This is a genomic window from uncultured Rhodospira sp., from assembly GCF_937138205.1.
Taxonomy (GTDB): Bacteria; Pseudomonadota; Alphaproteobacteria; order Rhodospirillales; family Rhodospirillaceae; genus Rhodospira.
Genome location: NZ_CAKZOT010000073.1, coordinates 1 through 17,887, shown reverse-complemented (window position 1 = coordinate 17,887; position 17,887 = coordinate 1). Strand labels below are relative to the sequence as shown.

Below are 17,887 nucleotides of genomic sequence, written 5' to 3'. Positions count from 1 at the left end.
AATCACGAAGCCGCTGAGATAGAGCCACATCAGGAGCGCGATGACCGCGCCGAGGGCCGCCGAGCCCGACACGCGCGAGCGAATGGTCGAGGCCTTTGCCGCCTATTCCGTCGCCATGCACGCCGACCGGTTCGACGGCTATTCCGGCGAATCGTTCCACATCGACGGGACCACCCCCGGCCCGGCCGGCAGCCTGCTGGTCAACACCCACATCGCCCGACCGTCCAAGGACGACGTGCCCATCTCGTACGTCGTGTCCCCCGGCGACGACGGTCCCCGCGTGGTCGACGTCCTGCTGGAAGGGTCGATCAGCGAGGTGGCCCTGCGCCGCTCCGAGTGGTCGGCGATCGGCCGGCGCGACGGCCTGCCCGGGCTGATCGAGGCCCTGGACGCCCTGACGGCGCGCCTTCTCAAAGGCTCGTGACCGTCCGCCTGACGCCAACGCAGCGCGTATGTCCGTCCGGGCGGGTCTGGTATAGTGGCGTCGGCGTCCGCGCCCCCACCCTCTTCCACCCCGCGACGGAAGGCCCTGTCATGACCGCAGACCCCCAGGACGAGTCGCCCCGCGCGGCCATCGGCCGCTTCCAGACCGCCACCGATCAGGCGACGCCAGTGCCGGCGAAGCTGTTGCAGGCCACCCTCAACGACGCCGCCGTCGACCCGGCGCACGGCGATCCACTGCCGCCGCTGTGGCACTGGCTGTACTTCCTGCCGGACGCGACCATGTCCAACGTCGGGTCGGACGGCCACCCGAAGCGCGGCGGTTTTCTGCCCGCCGTCCCCCTGGAACGCCGCATGTGGGCCGGCGGCCGCCTGACGTTCCATGATGACGGGCTGCGGGTCGGCGACATCCTGACCAAGGACTCCGAGATCCTCGACGTCCAGGAAAAGAGCGGCAAGGCCGGCGACATGGTCTTCGTCACCGTGCGCCACCGTGTGTCCTCGCCACGTGGCCTGTCGGTGGAGGAGGAGCAGGACATCGTCTACATCGCCATGCCGACGACGTTCAAACCGCCGCCGCCGCAGGAAGCCCCGGCGGACCCGGCATGGCGGGACGACCTCACCATCGATCCGGTGCGGCTGTTCCGCTACTCGGCGCTGACGTTCAACGGCCACCGCATCCATTACGACCGCCGCTATGCCATGGACGTGGAAAAGTACCCCGGCCTGGTGGTGCACGGCCCGTTGCAGGCCATGCTGCTGATGGAGTCGGCGCGCCGGCACGTGCCTTCGGGCAGGGTCGCGTCCTACTCCTTCAGGGGAGTGCGCCCCCTGTTCGATTTCGATACCGTGGCGCTTCACGGCTATGGCCGGGACGACGGCGGCCACGACCTGATGACCGTGAACGGCGACGGCCTGATCGGCATGAAGGCCACCGTTCACTGGGCCGAGGCGTGACGCCAGATCCGGTCTGACGCCCACGCCGTATACACACACCCGCGTTCAAGCGGGGCGGACACAAAGGGAGGAGGACCGACGTGGCGAAGCTCCTGCAAGGGCTCCGGGTGGTCGAGGGCACGTCGTTCGTGGCGGCGCCCCTGGCCGGCATGACGCTGGCGCAGATGGGCGCCGAGGTGATCCGCTTCGACCGCCTGCAAGGCGGCCTGGACCACTACCGCTGGCCGGTGACCGAGGACAACCGGTCCATGTTCTGGGCCGGCCTCAACAAGGGCAAGCGTTCCATCGCCGTCGACATGACCACCGACCAGGGCAAGGAGATCGTCACCAACCTGATCTGCGCGCCCGGGCCGGGCAACGGCATCTTCCTGACCAACCTGCGCGTGCGCGGCTGGATGGACTACGACTCGCTGAAAAAGCACCGTGAAGACCTGATCATGATCTCCATCCTGGGGGCACGCGGCGGCGGCCCGCAGGTGGACTACACCGTCAACCCCGCCGTCGGCTTCCCGCACGCCACCGGTCCCGAGGGATCGAGCGAGCCGATCGCCCACGTGCTGCCGGCCTGGGACTGCATCACCGGACAGAAGGCCGCCCTGGGCCTGCTGGCGGCCGAACGGCACCGGCGCCTCACCGGTGAGGGCCAACTTGTCGAACTGGCGCTGAAGGACGTGGCCCTGGCCATGCTCGGCAACCTGGGCATCCTGGGCGAGGTCATGGTCAACAACGTCGACCGGCCCAAGTATGGCAACGCGCTGTACGGCGCCTACGGCCAGGATTTCCTCACCGGCGACGGCCGGCGCATCATGCTGGTGGCGCTGACCGACCGCCAGTGGCGCGGCTTGGGCAAGGTCACCGGGCTGGCGGACGACTTCAAGGCGCTGGGCGATCGGCTGGGCGCCGACCTGAACCAGGAAGGCCAGCGCTTCATCCACCGCCACGCCATCACCGAAATCCTGAAACCCTGGTTCGCCGCCCGCCGCGTCGAGGACTTCGCCGACCTGTTCAACCAGAACAGCGTCACCTGGTCCGAGTTCCGCAGCTTCAAGCAGGCGGTCGAGAACGACCCGGACCTGTCCACCGCGCACCCCATGTTCGAGATGCTCGATCAGCCCGGCATCGGCGAGTACCTGGTGCCCGGCACGCCGTTCGAGTTCAGCGCGGCCGAACGCGAGCCGCCGGTGCGGGCCTCGCATCTGGGCGAACACAGCGAGGAGATCCTGTCGGACATCCTGGGCCTCGACGATCACCAGGTCTCGAAGCTGTTCGACGACCGCATCGTCGGCGGCCCCCGGCGGGGGTGAGTCGGTTCGGGTGGGCGGTGCGATTCACCCATCCCTGCGGACCGTATAGGCCGCCTGACCCCCTCCCAGCCTCCCCCATAAATGGGGCTATCGTATTCGCACGTCTTTCCGCCGAAGCGGCGGCTCTTCGCTCGCGCGGAGATGTGACTCGTCATTGCGAACCCTCGTCGCAAGACGAGGGTGAAGCAATCCAGAGCGGAGAACACCAGTATTCGCCCTGGATTACTTCGTCGCTGCGCTCCTCGTAATGACGAAGTAGAGAAATTTTGTGTGAATATGATAGCCGTTTACGGGGAGGGTTGGGGTGGGGTTCAGGCGGAAAGCCCTGCCGCCTAATGATCCGAGCAGACAAAGCCCGTCCGCGCGGCCCTGTCCGAACCAGATTGCGGCCGCCGGACCCTGCCGCGACCTCACGATAGCCTTGCGCCTGCCCTAATCGTGCCCCGAGTCTCGACGACCGTGAGGGTCGCGACGGGATCGGCCTGTCCGCAACCGATCCGACCAACCGATCCGATGACGCGTCGCCGACGTCGAACCGCGAGGCCCCGCCATGGAGATGCATCAGGTCCGCTATTTCCTCGCCCTGGCCGAATCGTTGAACTTCACGCGCGCGGCCGAGGTGTGCAACGTCTCGCAGCCCTCGCTGACCAAGGCCATCCGCAAGCTGGAGGAGGAACTGGGCGGGCAGTTGTTCCGGCGCGAGCGCACGCAGACCCACCTGACCGACCTGGGCCATTTGATGAAACCGCACCTGGAGGCGGTCATGGCCGCCAGCTCGGCGGCCCGGTTCGAGGCCCAGTGCTTCCGCTCGCTGGAAAAGGCGCCGCTGAACCTCGGCGTCATGTGCACCATCGGGCCGCGTCGCCTGATCGGCTTCTTCCAGCGCCTGGAAGAGGAGATCCCGACCCTCGAGGTCAGTCTGCGCGAAGGCCCCGGCGACTGGATCATGGACCTGATGATGCAGGGCGAACTCGATCTGGCCCTGTTGGCCTTGCCCACCTTCCCCGAGCGCCTGGACGCCCGCGGGCTGTTTTCCGAACGCTACGTCATCGCCTTTCGCAAGGGCCACCGCTTCGAGGCCATGAACGCCGTCTCGCTGTCCGACCTGGACGGCGAGGACTACCTGAACCGCTCGAACTGCGAGTTCGGCGAGTACGCCACCAAACTGCACCCGGACCTGCCGGAGCCGGACGTGCGCGTGCGCTACGAAAGCGAACGCGAGGACTGGATCCAGGCCATGATCCTGGCCGGCATGGGCTGCGCGGTGATGCCGGAATTCCTGCCCATCATGCCGGGGATTCTGACGCGCGAGTTGGTGGCGCCGTCGATCAGTCGCGAGATCAGCCTGGTGACCGTGGCCGGGCGGCGGTTCTCGCCGGCGGTGCGCGCCCTGATCTCGCTGGCCGACCGGTTTGATTGGACATGCGAGGCGGCCTGACGCAGAGTGCTCGGCCCCAATCGCGACCTGCCCCATCCCGCCGTCATGCGTGTCGACCTGTTTGATTTCCACTTGCCGCCGGAGTGCATCGCCGACCGGCCGGTGCAGCCGCGCGATGCCGCCCGCCTGTTGCATGTCGCCGCCGACGGGGCGCTGACGGATCGGGGCGTGCGTGAGCTGCCGGCTCTGCTCGATCCGGGCGACGTGCTGGTGCTGAACGACACGCGGGTCATCCCGGCGCGGCTGTTCGCGCGCGTCGGCGCCGGCAGGGTCGAGGTGATGCTGCACCGGCGCGTGGAGGCGGACACCTGGTGGGCCTTCGCCCGTCCGGCCCGCAAGCTGAAACCCGGCACGCCGCTCGACTTCGGCGACGATTTCCACGGCGCGTGCATCGAGAAGGGCGACGGTGGCGAGGTGCTGGTGCGCTTTGACCGCGCCGGCGCGGACCTGACGGCGGCGCTGGAGGCGCACGGGCACGTGCCCCTGCCCCCCTACATCAAGCGCCCGGACGACGCCCGCGACCGGACCGACTATCAGACGGTCTACGCCCGCACCGACGGCGCCGTGGCCGCGCCCACCGCCGGGCTGCACCTGACCGACGCCCTGTTCGCCGCCCTGGACGCGCGCGGTGTGCGGCGGGTGACGGTGACGCTGCACGTGGGCGCCGGCACCTTCCTGCCGGTCAAGGCGGACGACACCGACGACCACCGGATGCATGTGGAGGACGGCACCGTCTCCGCCGAGGCGGCCGAGACCATCACCACCGCCCGCGCCACCGGCGGCCGGGTGGTGGCCGTGGGCACCACGGCGCTGCGCGTGCTGGAAAGCGCGGCCGCGCCGGACGGCACACTGCAAGCCTTCTCCGGCGGCACCGATCTTTTCATCACCCCTGGGTACCGGTTCAAGGCGGTCGACCGGCTGATGACCAACCTCCACCTGCCGAAAAGCACGCTGTTCATGTTGGTCTCGGCCTTCAGCGGCCTGGAGACCATGCGCGCCGCCTATGCCCATGCGGTGGCGCGGGGGTACCGGTTCTACAGCTACGGCGATGCCTGCCTGCTCGACCGCCCGACGTCTGATTGAACACGATGGCGCCGGCACCTATGTGCCCTGACGACCCCGACGCCTCCCGCCACCATCCACCCTCCCCCCGGAGACGCCGCATGATCCGCATTCCCCAACGCCACCTGATCGCCATCGAGGCGGTGTTGGACATCGCCCACCATGGCGGAGCGGCACCGGTGCGTGGGGCGGAAATCGCCGACCGCCTGGGGGTGCCGCGCCGCTCGCTGGAGCACCGGCTGCAAGCCTTGGTCCGGGCCGGCATCCTGCTGGCCCAGCGCGGGCCGCGCGGCGGCTACCGGCTGGCGCGGGAACGCCGCCGCATCGCGGTGGGCGAGATCGTGCGCGCGCTGGAGGGCGACGACGACGACCCCGCCGAGGTGGCGACCCCGGCGCCGACGTCGGACCTGGGCCGAGCGGTCATCGCCCCCATGGCCGAGGCGGCGGAACGCGTGCTGCACCGGCACCTGGACACGCTGACCATCGAGACCCTGTGCCAGCAGGCCCGCGAACGCGGCGTGCGCTCCGCCCACGCCGAACCGTCCGACTTCACGATCTAGGGCAAATCCCGAGCGATCCGGAACGGATCGCGATCAGATGATCTCCCCGCCGCCGAAGTCGCCGAAGTCCCCGAAATCCCCGAAGTCGCCGCTGTCGTCCGCCCCCGCGCCCGGGTCGCTCTCGGCCGCGAAGGCCTCGTCGCCGCCGAACATCGAGGCGATGGCGCTCCCCAGCAGCACGCCGCCGGTCACGCCGAGCGCGGTCTGCGCCGCGCCGGCCAGGAAACTGCCGCGTTGCGCCCCCCGGAACGGCGAGTCACCAACACCGCCACGGGCGCGCCGCTTGTCCGGAACGACACCGCCCAGAAACCCGGACAGGAACCCGCCGTCGGCGGCCGGCGCCGGCTTGCGTTCCAGGTCGTCGATCCGCGCCTTGGCCTCCTTCAGCGCCTGTTCCTGCACCAGGATGGTCTGGGCCATGGTGTAGGCCGCGTCCGGCTGTCGCTGCATATGCTCGGCGATGCGCCGCGCGGCGTCCTGATCCCGCGCCGGCGCCTGCGCGTCCGCCTCGCGCAGCCGGGCGAACAGGTCGTCGATCATCTCGCGTTCGGTCTCGTTCATGCGGCGCTCCTGCGATCCGTTCGGCCAATGGTGCCGGTTTGTTCCTCGCCCAAGAACGTGGGGATGGCACGGCCGCTGTGCCAGACGGCGTCCCTGGCGGAGACGGCGCAAAAAAGTCCTTGGCGGCGCACGCCACGCTTGGCACTAGAACAAACATCGAACGGGGACACGTGCGTCCTCGCTCCGACGTTGTTCCCGCCAGCCAGGGAGACCGCCCCATGGGAGGCCTGTTCTCGCCACCGTCCCCGCCCAAGCCGCAGATCATTCGGGTCCCCGAACCGGCGCCGGCGCCGCCCCCGCCGCCGCCGCCGCCCCTGCCGGTGGAACCGGAGCCGGAACCGGTTCCGGAACCGCCGCCTCCCCCCGAACCGGACCCGCTGCCCGAGACCCCGCCGGCCGAAGACGAGCAGGCCACCAACACCGCCCAGGAGGCGGCGCGCCAGAAACGCGAGGACCAGGAACGGTCCGCCCGGGGGTGGCGATCCACCGTCAGGACGTCCTACCGGGGCGTGTTGTCTCCGGCCCTCTACCCCGGCGCCACCGGCATGAAGACGCTGTTGGGAGACTAAGCCGATGGATGGATCCACCCCGCCGGCGGCAGCCGATGACGACGCCGTCGCCACGCTGCTGCGGCGTTACCGCGCCGCGTTGGGCCGGCGCCGGCACTGGGAAGGCCCGTGGCGCGAGTGCTACGAGTATGCCCTGCCGTACCGGGAATCGGCCCTCGGCGACAGCCCGCCCGGCACGCCGCGCGGCGACCGGCTGTTCGACGGCACGGCCCCCGACGCGGTGGACCAGCTGGCGGCCAGCATGTTGGCGCAGCTCACCCCGCCCTGGTCGCGCTGGTTCGACCTGGCCGCCGGCGCCGACCTGTCGGAGGACGAACGCGCCCGCGTCGCGCCGACGCTGGAGCACGCGGCCGAGGTGCTGCGCGCCCAGTTCGCGGCCTCGAACTTCGCCGTCGAGGTGCATCAGGCCTATCTTGACCTGGTGACCCTGGGCACCGCCTGTCTGGCGTTCGAGGAGGCCCCGCCGGGCGAGCCCAGCGCCTTTCGTTTCGCCGCCGTGCCAATGGCCGACGTGGCCCTGGACGAGGGACCGAGCGGACGCCTGGACACCGTGTTCCGGCGTGTGCGGCTGTCCCTGCCGGCGCTGCGGGCGCGCTATCCGGGCGCCGTGCTGCCGCCGGACCTGGAGCAGCGGGCCGCCCGCGAGCCCGACCTTGTCCTGGTCGTGCTGGAATGCGTAGTCCCGGACGCGCGCGGCTACGCCTACACCGCGCTGCTGGCCGGCACGGGCGACGGCGCGGCGCTCGGCGACGGGCCGGCCGACGGCACGCTCGATGTCCTGGCCACCGGCCGCTTCGGCGTCTCGCCGTTTCTCTGCTTCCGCTGGCTGAAGGCCCCGGGGGAGGTGTACGGCCGCTCGCCGGTGATGAAGGCCCTGCCGGACATCAAGACCGCCAACAAGGTGGTGGAACTGGTGCTCAAGAACGCCTCCATCGCGGTGACCGGCATCTGGCAGGCCGACGATGACGGTGTATTGAACCCGGCCACCGTGCGGCTGGTGCCCGGGGCGATCATCCCCAAGGCGGTGGGGTCATCCGGGCTGACGCCGCTGCGGGCGGCCGGGGATTTCGATGTGTCCCAGCTTGTGTTGGACGACCTGCGGCGGCGCATCCGTCATGCCCTGCTGGCCGACAAGCTGGGCCAGCCGGACAGCCCCGGCATGACCGCCACCGAGGTGGTGCACCGGGCCGCCGAGATGGCCCGCGTCCTGGGCGCCTCGTACGGGCGGTTGCAGTCGGAGCTGCTGGCGCCCCTTGTGCGGCGCGGGCTGGCCATCCTGCGCCGGCGCGGCGAGATCCCGCCGATCCGCCTCGACGGGCGGCTGGTGGACCTGTCGCACGCCTCGCCGCTGGCCCAGCAGCAGCGCATGACCGACGCCCAGACCACGCTGACCTGGATCGATGCCGTGCGTGGACTGGGAGACGGCGGCGCGCGGGTGATCGACGCCGAGGGCGCGGCCCGCTGGCTGGCCCGCACGCTGGGGGTGCCGGACGCCGCGTTGCGGCCGGTGGCGCCGCCCGGCCCCCCCGCTTCCGCCGGCGGAGGTCCGCCCGATGTCCGCCGCTGATCCGTGGCCGTGGGGCGATCCGGGACCAGCCGCCCCGGATCCGTCCGGCGAGGACCGGGCCGCCCTGGCCCGCGCCTGTGCCCGCCTGTTCACCCATGACGACGGCCGGCGTCTGCTGCGGCATTTGCGGGCGCTGACGGTCGAACGCCACCTGGGGCCGGAGGCCAGCGACGCCGCCCTGCGCCACCTGGAAGGCCAACGCGCCCTGGTCGCCCACCTCGACCGACTGATCGCCGAGGGGCGGGGAAGTTCGTCCCCGTAGCCTTGGCCCGCGCGATTTCGACACCCGCGCGTGGTCGCGACTGAGAATGGACCCCACCCCAACCCTCCCCGTGCCTGGGGAGACCGGCCGGGACCCGCCGGGGTGCCGGCCCGGTTTCACCGCCCGCCTGTTCCCACCACAGGAGACCCACCATGGACTTTCCGTTTCCGCCCGGCGCGGCCGGCGCGGCGCGTTCCGCCATGCCCGCTCGCCCCGCCGCGCCGGCTCCTGCCGGCCCGCCCAACGCCGGCGCCGCCGACCGCTTCGTCGATCCGGCCACCGGGCAAGTGAACGTGCCGGCCCTGCTGGCCGCCTACGAGGATCTCGCACGGCGTCTGGCCACCATGATCGCCATTCCCGGGCCGGACGCCGATGATCAGACCATGGTCCGGTTCCGCCGCGCCCTGGGCATTCCCGACACGCCGGATGCCTACCGCATCACGGTGCGCCACCCCCGTTTGGCGGTGGATCCGGAGGTCAACCGACGCCTGCACGCCGCCGGGTTCACGCCCTCTCAGGCGCAGCTCGTCTATGACCTGGCGGTCGAACGCGTCATGCCGGTGATCGAGGCCATGGGCGCCGGCCACCGCGCCGAAAACGATTTGGCCGCGCTGGTCGAGCACTTCGGCGGCGAGGAGCGGTGGGCCGAGATCAGCCGCCAGCTCTCGGCCTGGGGCAAGGCCAACCTGCCGCGCGACGTTTACCTGGCGCTGGCTTCGACGCGCGAGGGCGTCATGGCGCTGTTCCGCATGATGGGCGACGGCGAGCCGGGCCTGGCCGCCGGCGGCGCGGCGCCTGCCGGCGGCGCCCCCGGCGAGGAGGACCTGAAGGCGCTGATGCGCGACCCCCGTTACTGGAAGCACCGCGACCCGACCGTCGTGCGCCGCGTCGCCGAGGGCTTCCGCCGGCTTTACCCAACCGGCGGCTGATCACGCCCCCGCACAAACCAGAACACGCACCAGCGACGACTGCGATCACCGCGAGTCGTTGATTTTGATGCCATGGCCGGCCCGCTCCCCCACCCGACCACCCACGGAAGCATACTAGGGGTGGTCGGGTGGGGGAGCGGGCCGGTGCGAGGCGGATGAGCGTCGCTCATCCGCCACTGGAAAAAGGAATCCCGCCGATGTCGATCACCATCGACCAGTCGTTCATCAAGCATTTCCAGGCCGACGTCCATCTCGCCTATCAGCAGATGGGCTCCAAGCTGCGCAACACCGTGCGCGTCAAGGACAACATCAAGGGCGCCTCCACCGTCTTCCAGAAGGTCGGCAAGGGGGTCGCCTCGACCAAGGCGCGCCACGGCATGGTGCCGGTCATGAACCTGGACCACACCCCGGTCGAATGCGACCTGGAGGACTATTACGCCGGTGACTGGGTGGACCGGCTGGACGAACTGAAGACCAACATTGACGAGCGCCAGGTGCTGGTGAACGCCGGCGCCTACGCGCTCGGCCGCAAGACCGACGAACTCATCATCACCCAGCTCGACACCTCGACCAACTACGCGCTCGACGGCACGACGGTCCTGACGCTCACCAAGATCATGGAGGCGTTCGGCATGTTGGGCGCCGCCGACGTGCCCGACGACGGCGAGCGCTACGCCGTGGTCGGCTGGCAGCAGTGGTCGGAGCTGATGCAGATCGACGAGTTCTCCAACGCCGACTACGTGGGCGCCGAGGACCTGCCGTGGCGTGGCACCCAGGCCAAGAAGTGGCTGGGGACGCTGTGGTTCCCGCATTCCGGCCTGACGCTCGATGGCACCGTGCGCTCGTGCTACTGGTACCACAAGACCGCCATCGGCCATGCCATCGGCGCCGACGTGCAGAGCGACATCACGTGGCACGGCGACCGGGCGGCGCACTTCGTCAACAACATGATGAGCCAGGGCGCCAAGCTGATCGACGCCAGCGGCGTGGTGTCCATGCGCTGCAAAGAGACCTGATCGGGCTCTCTCGGCGCCTTTCCAGTCCGTGGTCCATAGGGCGGATTTGCCCCGCGCGGCGGGGCAATCCGCCGGTTCGTCGGGCGGCAGCGCGGCGCACGGCCCGCCGCTTGGCGGCGGCCGAGTGCGCCCTACGACCCGCGTTCACCCGTTTCCACAAGGAGTCACCATCATGGCCTTCGCGCCCCAGGACCTGTCCGTGCTGTGCTACAGCAACGGCTTCACGCTCTGGCACTACACCACCGCCGACGACGCGGTGACCGGCGCCAACTACTTCGATCCCGCCTCGCCCTATGTGCGCGTCGGCGACATCATCGTCTGCAACTATGACACCGACGGCACCCCGGCGGCGGCGTTCTACCGCGTCTCGGCCAACACGGGCGGAGCGGTGACGGTGGCGGGGGTGTAGATTGGGCCGCGAGCCCTCGATGATTGACATCTCCGTTTCGCCGCAAGGCGCTAGATCCCCTCTTCAGGATATGAGACTCTGGGCCGGGTTCCAGGAACAGCCCGCACGGCACGGTATCCGAAGGAGGCGTTGGGATGGGATTACCGGTCTCGCACGGCGCCCAGCCCAACGCCGACGACGGCGGAGACGGCGATATGACAGACCTGACACGGCGAGTCACCGTACTCGAGGAGACCGTTGCCCGGATGGAGCCGCTGCTCATCCGCATTGACGAGCGGCTGAACCATGTCGCCACTAAAAGCGACCTGGAGGCGATGCGGGGGTCCCTGAGAGCGGAGTTCGAGAAGGGGCAAGCCGACACCCGTGTCCAGATGGAAGCGTTGCGCGCGGAGACGAGCCAGAGAATCGAGTCTCTGCGCGCCGACACGACCCAGCAGATCGAATCCCTGCGCGCCGACACGACCCAGCAGATCGAAACGCTCCGGGCCGACACGACCCAGCAGATCGAATCCCTGCGGGCCGACATGACCCAGCAGATCGAAACGCTCCGGGCCGACACGACCCAGCAGATCGAATCCCTGCGCGCCGACACGGCCCAGCAGATCGAAACGCTCCGGGGTGAGTTGCGCGCCGGACTGGCCGAAAAACCCGGCCGCTTCTTCATGGTCGGCACCGTGATGACCGTGTTCGCATTGTGCGCCGCCATCGTCGCCGCCACGGTCGCGGGCCTGCAGTACATTCAGCCGGTGTCCTGATCCGCTGAGTGTTTCGATTCCCTGCAATCCCCTTCGCTCATGGGCGCAACTCAGCCATGTGATCGCCATTGAGATGTGGACACCCAGGTATCACGGTGATAGATTCCCACTTGAAGCCTAGGTATCATGGTGTTACATGGAGGTCATGGATGGAGGCAAACAGGGAGGATGATGACGGCCCTTTAAGGGATAAGGTTGCATCCTGCGACCATGACTCGGGCGAGCAAACACCGTCTCGCGGTGTGCCGTGGTCGAACAGTGTCGCGACCGAAAAGATCCGGGCCTACGCAAAGGATCCTTGGCTGAAGCTCTCTTACAAAAGACACGCCCAGGAGCAGTTGCGGGAACGCGGAATCATGATGGGCGATGTGCTCCATGTCCTGAAAATGGGTTTCGTTCTGACGCCTCCGCGACCGTCAACCGACCCTGAGCTGTTCAAGTACAGAGTGGAATCGAAATCACCCAACTCCAATGGCCGCACCATTGGCGTTGTTGTGATACCGAACGTTTGCCGGCCATCCATGAAGATTGTAACCGTGATGTGGGTCGATGAGGATTTGATCGGCCGCCGGTAGCACTGAGGAGTTGAGAACATGACAAGGCCAGAGGACGCAGTGTACCACTACACTGAAAGTGGCCTGGACAACGTGTGGATTGACGGCATCGAACTCGTCACGGATGACGACGGAGATGAGGTGCTGTCGATCGAGAACATCAACGGCCTGCACAAGGCCATCGCCCTCGGCATCGTCGGTTGTCACGGGGCGATGGACGGCAAGGAACTGCGTTTCCTGCGCACTGAAATGGGGCTGACCCAGGCTGAACTCGGCAAGGTTCTTCAGAAGGAAGCGCTAACGGTCGGGCGGTGGGAACGTGGCGAGAGGCCCATCGACCCAAACGCCGATACCATCATCCGGCTGGTTGCCATGGAGCGGCTCGGACTGTCGCTGGATGTGCCTACGGAGGTCCTATCGCAATACAGCATCCCGGCGGCCACCCCCAAGGCGATCAACATCGACGGCCACGATCCGTCTGACTACAAACTCAAGCCCGCAGCCTGATCCGCGCGACACCCTCGAAAACCACCCCTGACCGACCCCCGCCCCTTCCGGGCGGGGGTTTTTTATTGCCGGGAGGTTTCCCCATGCCGCTGTCCGCCGTGGCCATCTGTTCGCGCGCGCTCATCAAGTTGGGCGCGCGGCCCATCACCAGCCTGGACGAGGGCACGGCCGAGGCCGAGGTCGCCCAGGCGCTCTATGACCATACGCGCGATACCCTGCTGTCGGCCCATCCGTGGTCCTTCGCCACCGCCCAGGTCTCCCTCGCCCGCCTGTCCGGCGGGCCGGTGGCGGACTTCAAGCACGCCTATCAACTGCCGGCCGACCACCTGCGCACGCTGTCGGCCGGCGGCGACGGGCGCGGGTCCGGCCTGGTCTATCGCCAGGCCGAGGACCGTCTGTGGACCGACGCCACGGCCGTGGCGCTGACCTACATTTTCCGCCCCGACGAAAGCGCCTTCCCGCCGTTCTTCGCCGAGGCCCTGTCGGCCCGCCTGGCCGCCGCGTTCTGCCTGCCGCTGACCGAAAGCACCAGCCGGGGCGAGTTGTTGCACCGGCTCGCCGACGACGCTTTCCGCGCCGCCCGCCTGCTCGACAGCCAGCAGGACACGCCGCCGGCCCTGACCCACTTCCCACTGGTGGAGGCGCGCGGATGACCCGCGTCAACACGACACAGACGAACTTCACGGCCGGCGAACTGTCGCCCGACCTGTACGGCCGCTCGGACCTGCGCGCCTATGTCAACGGCGCCGCCACACTGCGCAATGTCTTCCTGCGCCCGACCGGGGGTGTGTCGCGCCGTGACGGCCTGCGCCATATCGCCAGCCTGCCCGGCCGGGCGCGCCTGATCGCCTTCGAATTCAACACAGAGCAGAGCTACCTGCTGGTATTCACCGACCAGCGCATGGACGTCTACCTGGACGGCGCCTACGCCTTTCACTGCGTGGCGCCGTGGGAGGAGTGGCACCTGCCGCAACTGTCCTGGGCACAGATGGCCGACACGCTGCTGGTGGTTCATCCGGAAACGGCGCCGCGCCGCATCACCCGCGCCTCCCACACCAGTTGGACCATCAGCGTGTGGGACTACCCAAACGACGGCCACCGTTACTACGAGCCGTACTACCGCTTCGCCCATCCGCTCATCAGCCTGACGCCGTCGGACGTGGTGGGAAGCGTCACCCTCACCGCGTCGTCCGCCGTGTTCAGCGCCAACCACGTGGGCACGCGGCTGCTGGTGCGCGGCAAGCCGGTGTCGATCAGCGGGTACACGTCGGGCACCCAGGTCTCCGCCACCATCCACGAGGAGATCGAGAACGCCTACGCCACCCGCGACTGGGTCGAGCAGGCCCTGTCACCCGCCCATGGCTACGCCCGCAGCGTCACCTTCCACAAGAACCGGCTGGTGATCGGCGGCTCGCGCGACGTGCCGCACCACATCTGGATGTCGCAGGTGGGCGACCTGTTCAACTTCGACACCGGCGAGGGCCTGGACGACGAGGCCATTTCGTTCGACCTGCTGTCGGACCAGCTCAATGCGATCCGCGCGGTGTTCTCGGCCAGCGAGCTGCAGGTTTTCACCTCGGGCGCGGAATGGGTCGTCAGCGGTGATCCGCTCACGCCGGCCACCGTGGCCGCGATCCGCCAGACGCGCATCGGCACCCTGGGGCCACACTGCGTGCCGCCGCGCCGGGTGGATGGGGCGACGCTGTTCGTCGGCGCCACCGGCCGCGATCTGCGCGAGTACCTGTTCACCGACATGGAGCAGGCCTATCAGGCCGCCGACCTGGCCCTGCTGGCGCGGCACCTGATCCAGGATCCGGTGGACATGGACTACGACCCGGTCCGCCGGCTGCTGCATGTGGTGATGGCCGACGGCACGCTGGCGACCATGACCAACTACCGCGCCGAACGCATCACCGCCTGGACGCTGCACGAGACGGATGGAGAGATCCATGCCGTGGCCGAGGTCGGTGGCGATGTCTTCGTGGCGGTCGAGCGCCAGAACGGCGTCGGCCTGGAGAAGTTCGACGCCGACACGCCGTTGGACGCCGCCCTGCCGGGCTCCGACACCACCCCGCGCCAGACCTGGAGCGGCCTGTCGCACCTGAACGGCCGCACGGTACGCGTCCTGGCCGACGGCGCCGACGCCGGCACGGCCGTGGTCGCCAGCGGTTCGGTGACCCTGGACGCGCCGGCGAGCGCCGTCGTGATCGGCTTGCCGTTCACCCATGAGATCGCGCCGCTGCCCCCGGCCATCTCCGGCGGACGCGGCGGCGGACCGGGCACGCTGATCCGCCTGATCCGCGCCACCTTCCGCCTGCGTGACACCGCCGCGCTGTGGCTGGACACCGGCGACGGCGCCCGCGCCCAGTCGTTCCAGTCCCTTGGCGGACACGCCGTGTTCGACCAGCCGCCAACGCCGGTGTCGGGCGACCTGTCGATCCGCGCCCTCGGCTGGCAGCGCGATCCCATGGCGCCGCTGTGGCGGGTCGTCCAGGACGCGCCGCTGCCGTGCACCATCCTCAGCGTCACCACTGAAGTGAAGGTCACAGACTAAAGCGCCTTCACCTTCGGTGAAATCGGTTCCAGCCCACTCCCCCACCCGGCCACCCAACGACAGTATGCTTAGGGTGGCCGGGTGGGGGAGTGGGCTGGCGCGACACTCAAACTGAGAAGACTCACATGGCTCAATTCGCGACCATCTTCGTGCCGTTCGCGCTCCAGGCGGCCAACACGGCCTGGCAGCAATACCAGCAACACGAACTGTACCAGGCCGAGCAGCAGCAGCGGGCCGTGGCCAACCAGGCCCACGCCGAGGCCGCCCGCGCGCAGGCCGAGGCCAGCGCGGCGTCCACCGCCGAACGCGCGGAAAGCCTCAATCGTTCAACCTGGGAGGCCTACGACCGTGATGCCGCGTCCATCGCTCGCGACTCCGACGCCGCGATCGACGCCCTGAACCGGGACTTCGCCCGAACCGAACTGGACCGCGCCGACGCCCTGCGCCGGACCGGCGCCAGCCAGCGCGCGCACTTCGCCGGGGCGGGGCTGGACGCCGCCTCCGGGTCGGCGGCCGCCGTACTCGCCGGCCTGGGACAGCGCGAGGCGGACCAGACCCGCCGCGACCACGCTGACCTGGGCGCGGAAACCACGCGCCGACGCCAGGCGGCCCACGACCGCATCACCGCCGGCTGGGAGGCCACCGCCGACGCCGTGGCCGATCGCACGCACCGGGCCAACCTCGACATCTGGGACCGGCAAGTGGCGCTCAATTCCCGCCTGCACGAGATGGGGGTTGAACAGGCGCTGGACGACCGGCGCGACCTACTCGACCTCACGCTCAGCAACCAGCGCGCCGCCCTCGGCATCGTCAGCTCGGGCATCCAGGCCGGCACCGACTACGCCCTGACAGACGGCTGGTGACGGGATCGGCTTTCGTCCGTCGTCCCATACGCACTCCGGTTGAGTCATTTGCGCCCGGCTGATCGGCACGCCGTGTCATCGTTGGACGCTGGCCGGCCTCCGCCCCCTGGCAATTGTCCGATTCACACGAGTCCCTTCGGTTCTTCAGCAAACACTTCTTCCCAATACAGAGCATCGTCATTGCGAGGAGCGCAGCGACGAAGCAATCCAGGGCGAACGTCGTGAACAACCGCTCTGGATTGCTTCGCCCTCGTCTGGCGACGAGGGCTCGCAATGACGGATCATGACACCGAGTGGGCGCCCAACGCCTCACCCGGCGCGAAGAGAAGATGAGTCTGCATATGAAACTGCCCGGAGGGATGGAGGCGGGACGCGCCATCCGAACCCGAGTCCGCCGTCTGGACCCCGCGCCAGACGGCCCCAAGCCGAGCACCAATCCCTCTTACCAGGGAGCCCACCCGCATGACCGCGCACATCCAGATCGGCGACATCCGGCCTCGCATCCAGTATGTGGGGACCGGGTTCCAGACCGTGTTTCCGTATCCCTTCCCGATCTTCGCTCAGGACGACCTGCGGGTGTACCTGGACGACACACGGGTCACGTCGGGCTTCTCGGTCGACGGCGAGGGCACGTCGGACGGCGGCACCGTGACCTTCGTCGAGGCCCCGGCGGCGGGCACGCGTGTCACCCTGCTGCGCCACCTGGATATCGCCCGGGTGACGGACTTCCAGGCCGGCGGGCCGCTGCGCGCGGCCACGCTGAACGACGCCCTGGACCACCTGACGGCGGTCGACCAGCAGCTTGACGACGCGGTGCGGCGCGCGGTTCGGCTCGCGCCGGGCGCGGCGGAGGACGCCGACCTGACGCTTCCGTCCCCCGCTCCAGGGGCCTTGCTCGGCTGGAACGAGGCCGGCACCGCCTTGACCAACGACCCGCTCAACGCCCCCGGCCTGACTGAGGCCATCGCCACGGTGGTGGACGCCGCCGGAGCCGGGGCCGTGGTCCTCGCCAACGCCGCAGTGGCCGAGTCCTGGGCAGATGACGCCGCCCTGTCCGCCTGGATGACAACGCTCAACGGCAGCGGCGGCGGCGGCGGTGTCGGCCCGGGAGACGACATCACCGTCGCCAGCCTGACGACGTCCGGAAACGCGACCATCGGCGGCGACCTGGTGGTCGGCGGTAGCACCATGACCGTCTGGGGGCGCTCGATCATCGCGTCCGCCGACGCCGCCGCCGGTCGGAGCGCGCTCGGCCTGGGCACGGCCGCGACGTCGCAGGCGAGTGATTTCGCCACGGCGGCGCAGGGTGTGCTGGCGGACAGCGCCGTGCAGCCCGGCGACATCGGCACCCTGGCGCCGCAGAACGCCGACAGCGTGGCCATTACCGGCGGCGCCGTCTCCGGTGCCACCATCAACGGCCTGACGCTGCCCTCCACCAACGGCACCAGCGGCCATGTGCTGACGAGCGACGGCGCCGGTGGGGTCGACTGGGTGGCGCCGGCCTCGGGAGGTGCCATCGTCGCAACCGACATCACCGACAGCACGGCGACCGGCCGATCCGTCCTGACCGGAAACGCGG

At 69.3% G+C, this 17,887-nt stretch carries 19 protein-coding genes and 1 pseudogene; 19 read left to right on the top strand and 1 reads right to left on the bottom strand.

Translation table 11 applies throughout. From position 1 onward, the window contains the following. Positions 1-40 precede the first annotated feature (40 nt). The 6 genes from Q0309_RS09875 to Q0309_RS09850 all read left to right on the top strand — a co-directional run bounded on the left by Q0309_RS09875 (position 41) and on the right by Q0309_RS09850 (position 5,762). Positions 41-424: a phospholipid-binding protein MlaC gene (locus Q0309_RS09875; protein ID WP_299440077.1), complete on the top strand. Its 384-nt coding sequence runs from the start codon at positions 41-43 to the stop codon at positions 422-424. Positions 425-534: 110 nt separating this feature from the next. Further along, the gene (locus tag Q0309_RS09870; RefSeq protein ID WP_299440075.1) at positions 535-1,398 is read left to right on the top strand and encodes a MaoC family dehydratase N-terminal domain-containing protein; all 864 of its coding nucleotides are present in this window, start codon (positions 535-537) and stop codon (positions 1,396-1,398) included. Between the two features lie 80 nt (positions 1,399-1,478). Further along, positions 1,479-2,702, top strand: a complete 1,224-nt coding sequence (locus Q0309_RS09865) for a CoA transferase (RefSeq protein ID WP_299440073.1) — start codon at positions 1,479-1,481, stop codon at positions 2,700-2,702. Between the two features lie 550 nt (positions 2,703-3,252). Next, positions 3,253-4,140: a LysR family transcriptional regulator gene (locus tag Q0309_RS09860; protein ID WP_299440071.1), complete on the top strand. Its 888-nt coding sequence runs from the start codon at positions 3,253-3,255 to the stop codon at positions 4,138-4,140. 45 nt (positions 4,141-4,185) lie between these two features. Further along, positions 4,186-5,223 carry a tRNA preQ1(34) S-adenosylmethionine ribosyltransferase-isomerase QueA gene (queA, locus tag Q0309_RS09855; protein ID WP_299440079.1) on the top strand — a complete coding sequence of 346 codons (1,038 nt, stop codon included), beginning with the start codon at positions 4,186-4,188 and terminating at the stop codon, positions 5,221-5,223. 80 nt (positions 5,224-5,303) lie between these two features. Continuing rightward, positions 5,304-5,762 carry an Rrf2 family transcriptional regulator gene (locus tag Q0309_RS09850; RefSeq protein WP_299440069.1) on the top strand — a complete coding sequence of 153 codons (459 nt, stop codon included), beginning with the start codon at positions 5,304-5,306 and terminating at the stop codon, positions 5,760-5,762. Positions 5,763-5,795: 33 nt separating this feature from the next. Here Q0309_RS09850 and Q0309_RS09845 read toward each other — a convergent pair whose 3' ends face one another. Next, positions 5,796-6,323: a DUF2076 domain-containing protein gene (locus tag Q0309_RS09845; protein WP_299440067.1), complete on the bottom strand. Its 528-nt coding sequence runs from the start codon at positions 6,321-6,323 to the stop codon at positions 5,796-5,798. Positions 6,324-6,541: 218 nt separating this feature from the next. Between Q0309_RS09845 and Q0309_RS09840 the strand changes: the two genes are divergently transcribed. From Q0309_RS09840 to Q0309_RS09780, 13 genes and pseudogenes are all read left to right on the top strand, one after another. Beyond that, complete coding sequence (locus tag Q0309_RS09840) at positions 6,542-6,892, top strand: hypothetical protein (RefSeq protein ID WP_299440065.1); 351 nt, start codon at positions 6,542-6,544, stop codon at positions 6,890-6,892. Between the two features lie 4 nt (positions 6,893-6,896). Beyond that, complete coding sequence (locus tag Q0309_RS09835; protein ID WP_299440063.1) at positions 6,897-8,459, top strand: portal protein; 1,563 nt, start codon at positions 6,897-6,899, stop codon at positions 8,457-8,459. After that, positions 8,446-8,721: a hypothetical protein gene (locus Q0309_RS09830; protein ID WP_299440061.1), complete on the top strand. Its 276-nt coding sequence runs from the start codon at positions 8,446-8,448 to the stop codon at positions 8,719-8,721. Before Q0309_RS09835 ends, Q0309_RS09830 begins: the two co-directional genes overlap by 14 nt. Before the next feature lie 152 nt (positions 8,722-8,873). Then, positions 8,874-9,650: a hypothetical protein gene (locus tag Q0309_RS09825; RefSeq protein ID WP_299440059.1), complete on the top strand. Its 777-nt coding sequence runs from the start codon at positions 8,874-8,876 to the stop codon at positions 9,648-9,650. Between the two features lie 197 nt (positions 9,651-9,847). Then, complete coding sequence (locus Q0309_RS09820; protein ID WP_299440057.1) at positions 9,848-10,666, top strand: phage capsid protein; 819 nt, start codon at positions 9,848-9,850, stop codon at positions 10,664-10,666. Between the two features lie 172 nt (positions 10,667-10,838). Then, entirely contained in the window at positions 10,839-11,075 is a 237-nt protein-coding gene (locus Q0309_RS09815) for a hypothetical protein (protein WP_299440055.1), read from the top strand. 134 nt (positions 11,076-11,209) lie between these two features. Then, positions 11,210-11,830, top strand: a complete 621-nt coding sequence (locus Q0309_RS09810; RefSeq protein ID WP_299440053.1) for a hypothetical protein — start codon at positions 11,210-11,212, stop codon at positions 11,828-11,830. Between the two features lie 149 nt (positions 11,831-11,979). Then, positions 11,980-12,405 carry a DUF4258 domain-containing protein gene (locus Q0309_RS09805; protein WP_299440051.1) on the top strand — a complete coding sequence of 142 codons (426 nt, stop codon included), beginning with the start codon at positions 11,980-11,982 and terminating at the stop codon, positions 12,403-12,405. Positions 12,406-12,423: 18 nt separating this feature from the next. Next, positions 12,424-12,891 carry a helix-turn-helix domain-containing protein gene (locus Q0309_RS09800; protein WP_299440049.1) on the top strand — a complete coding sequence of 156 codons (468 nt, stop codon included), beginning with the start codon at positions 12,424-12,426 and terminating at the stop codon, positions 12,889-12,891. 83 nt (positions 12,892-12,974) lie between these two features. Continuing rightward, entirely contained in the window at positions 12,975-13,544 is a 570-nt protein-coding gene (locus Q0309_RS09795) for a hypothetical protein (RefSeq protein ID WP_299440047.1), read from the top strand. Then, positions 13,541-15,445, top strand: a complete 1,905-nt coding sequence (locus Q0309_RS09790; protein ID WP_299440045.1) for a hypothetical protein — start codon at positions 13,541-13,543, stop codon at positions 15,443-15,445. The genes Q0309_RS09795 and Q0309_RS09790 overlap by 4 nt, the downstream gene beginning before the upstream one ends. Positions 15,446-15,570: 125 nt before the next feature. Next, positions 15,571-16,308, top strand: a complete 738-nt coding sequence (locus Q0309_RS09785) for a hypothetical protein (protein ID WP_299440043.1) — start codon at positions 15,571-15,573, stop codon at positions 16,306-16,308. A 462-nt stretch (positions 16,309-16,770) separates the two neighbouring features. After that, positions 16,771-17,887: pseudogene (locus Q0309_RS09780) on the top strand (hypothetical protein); the annotation flags it as partial.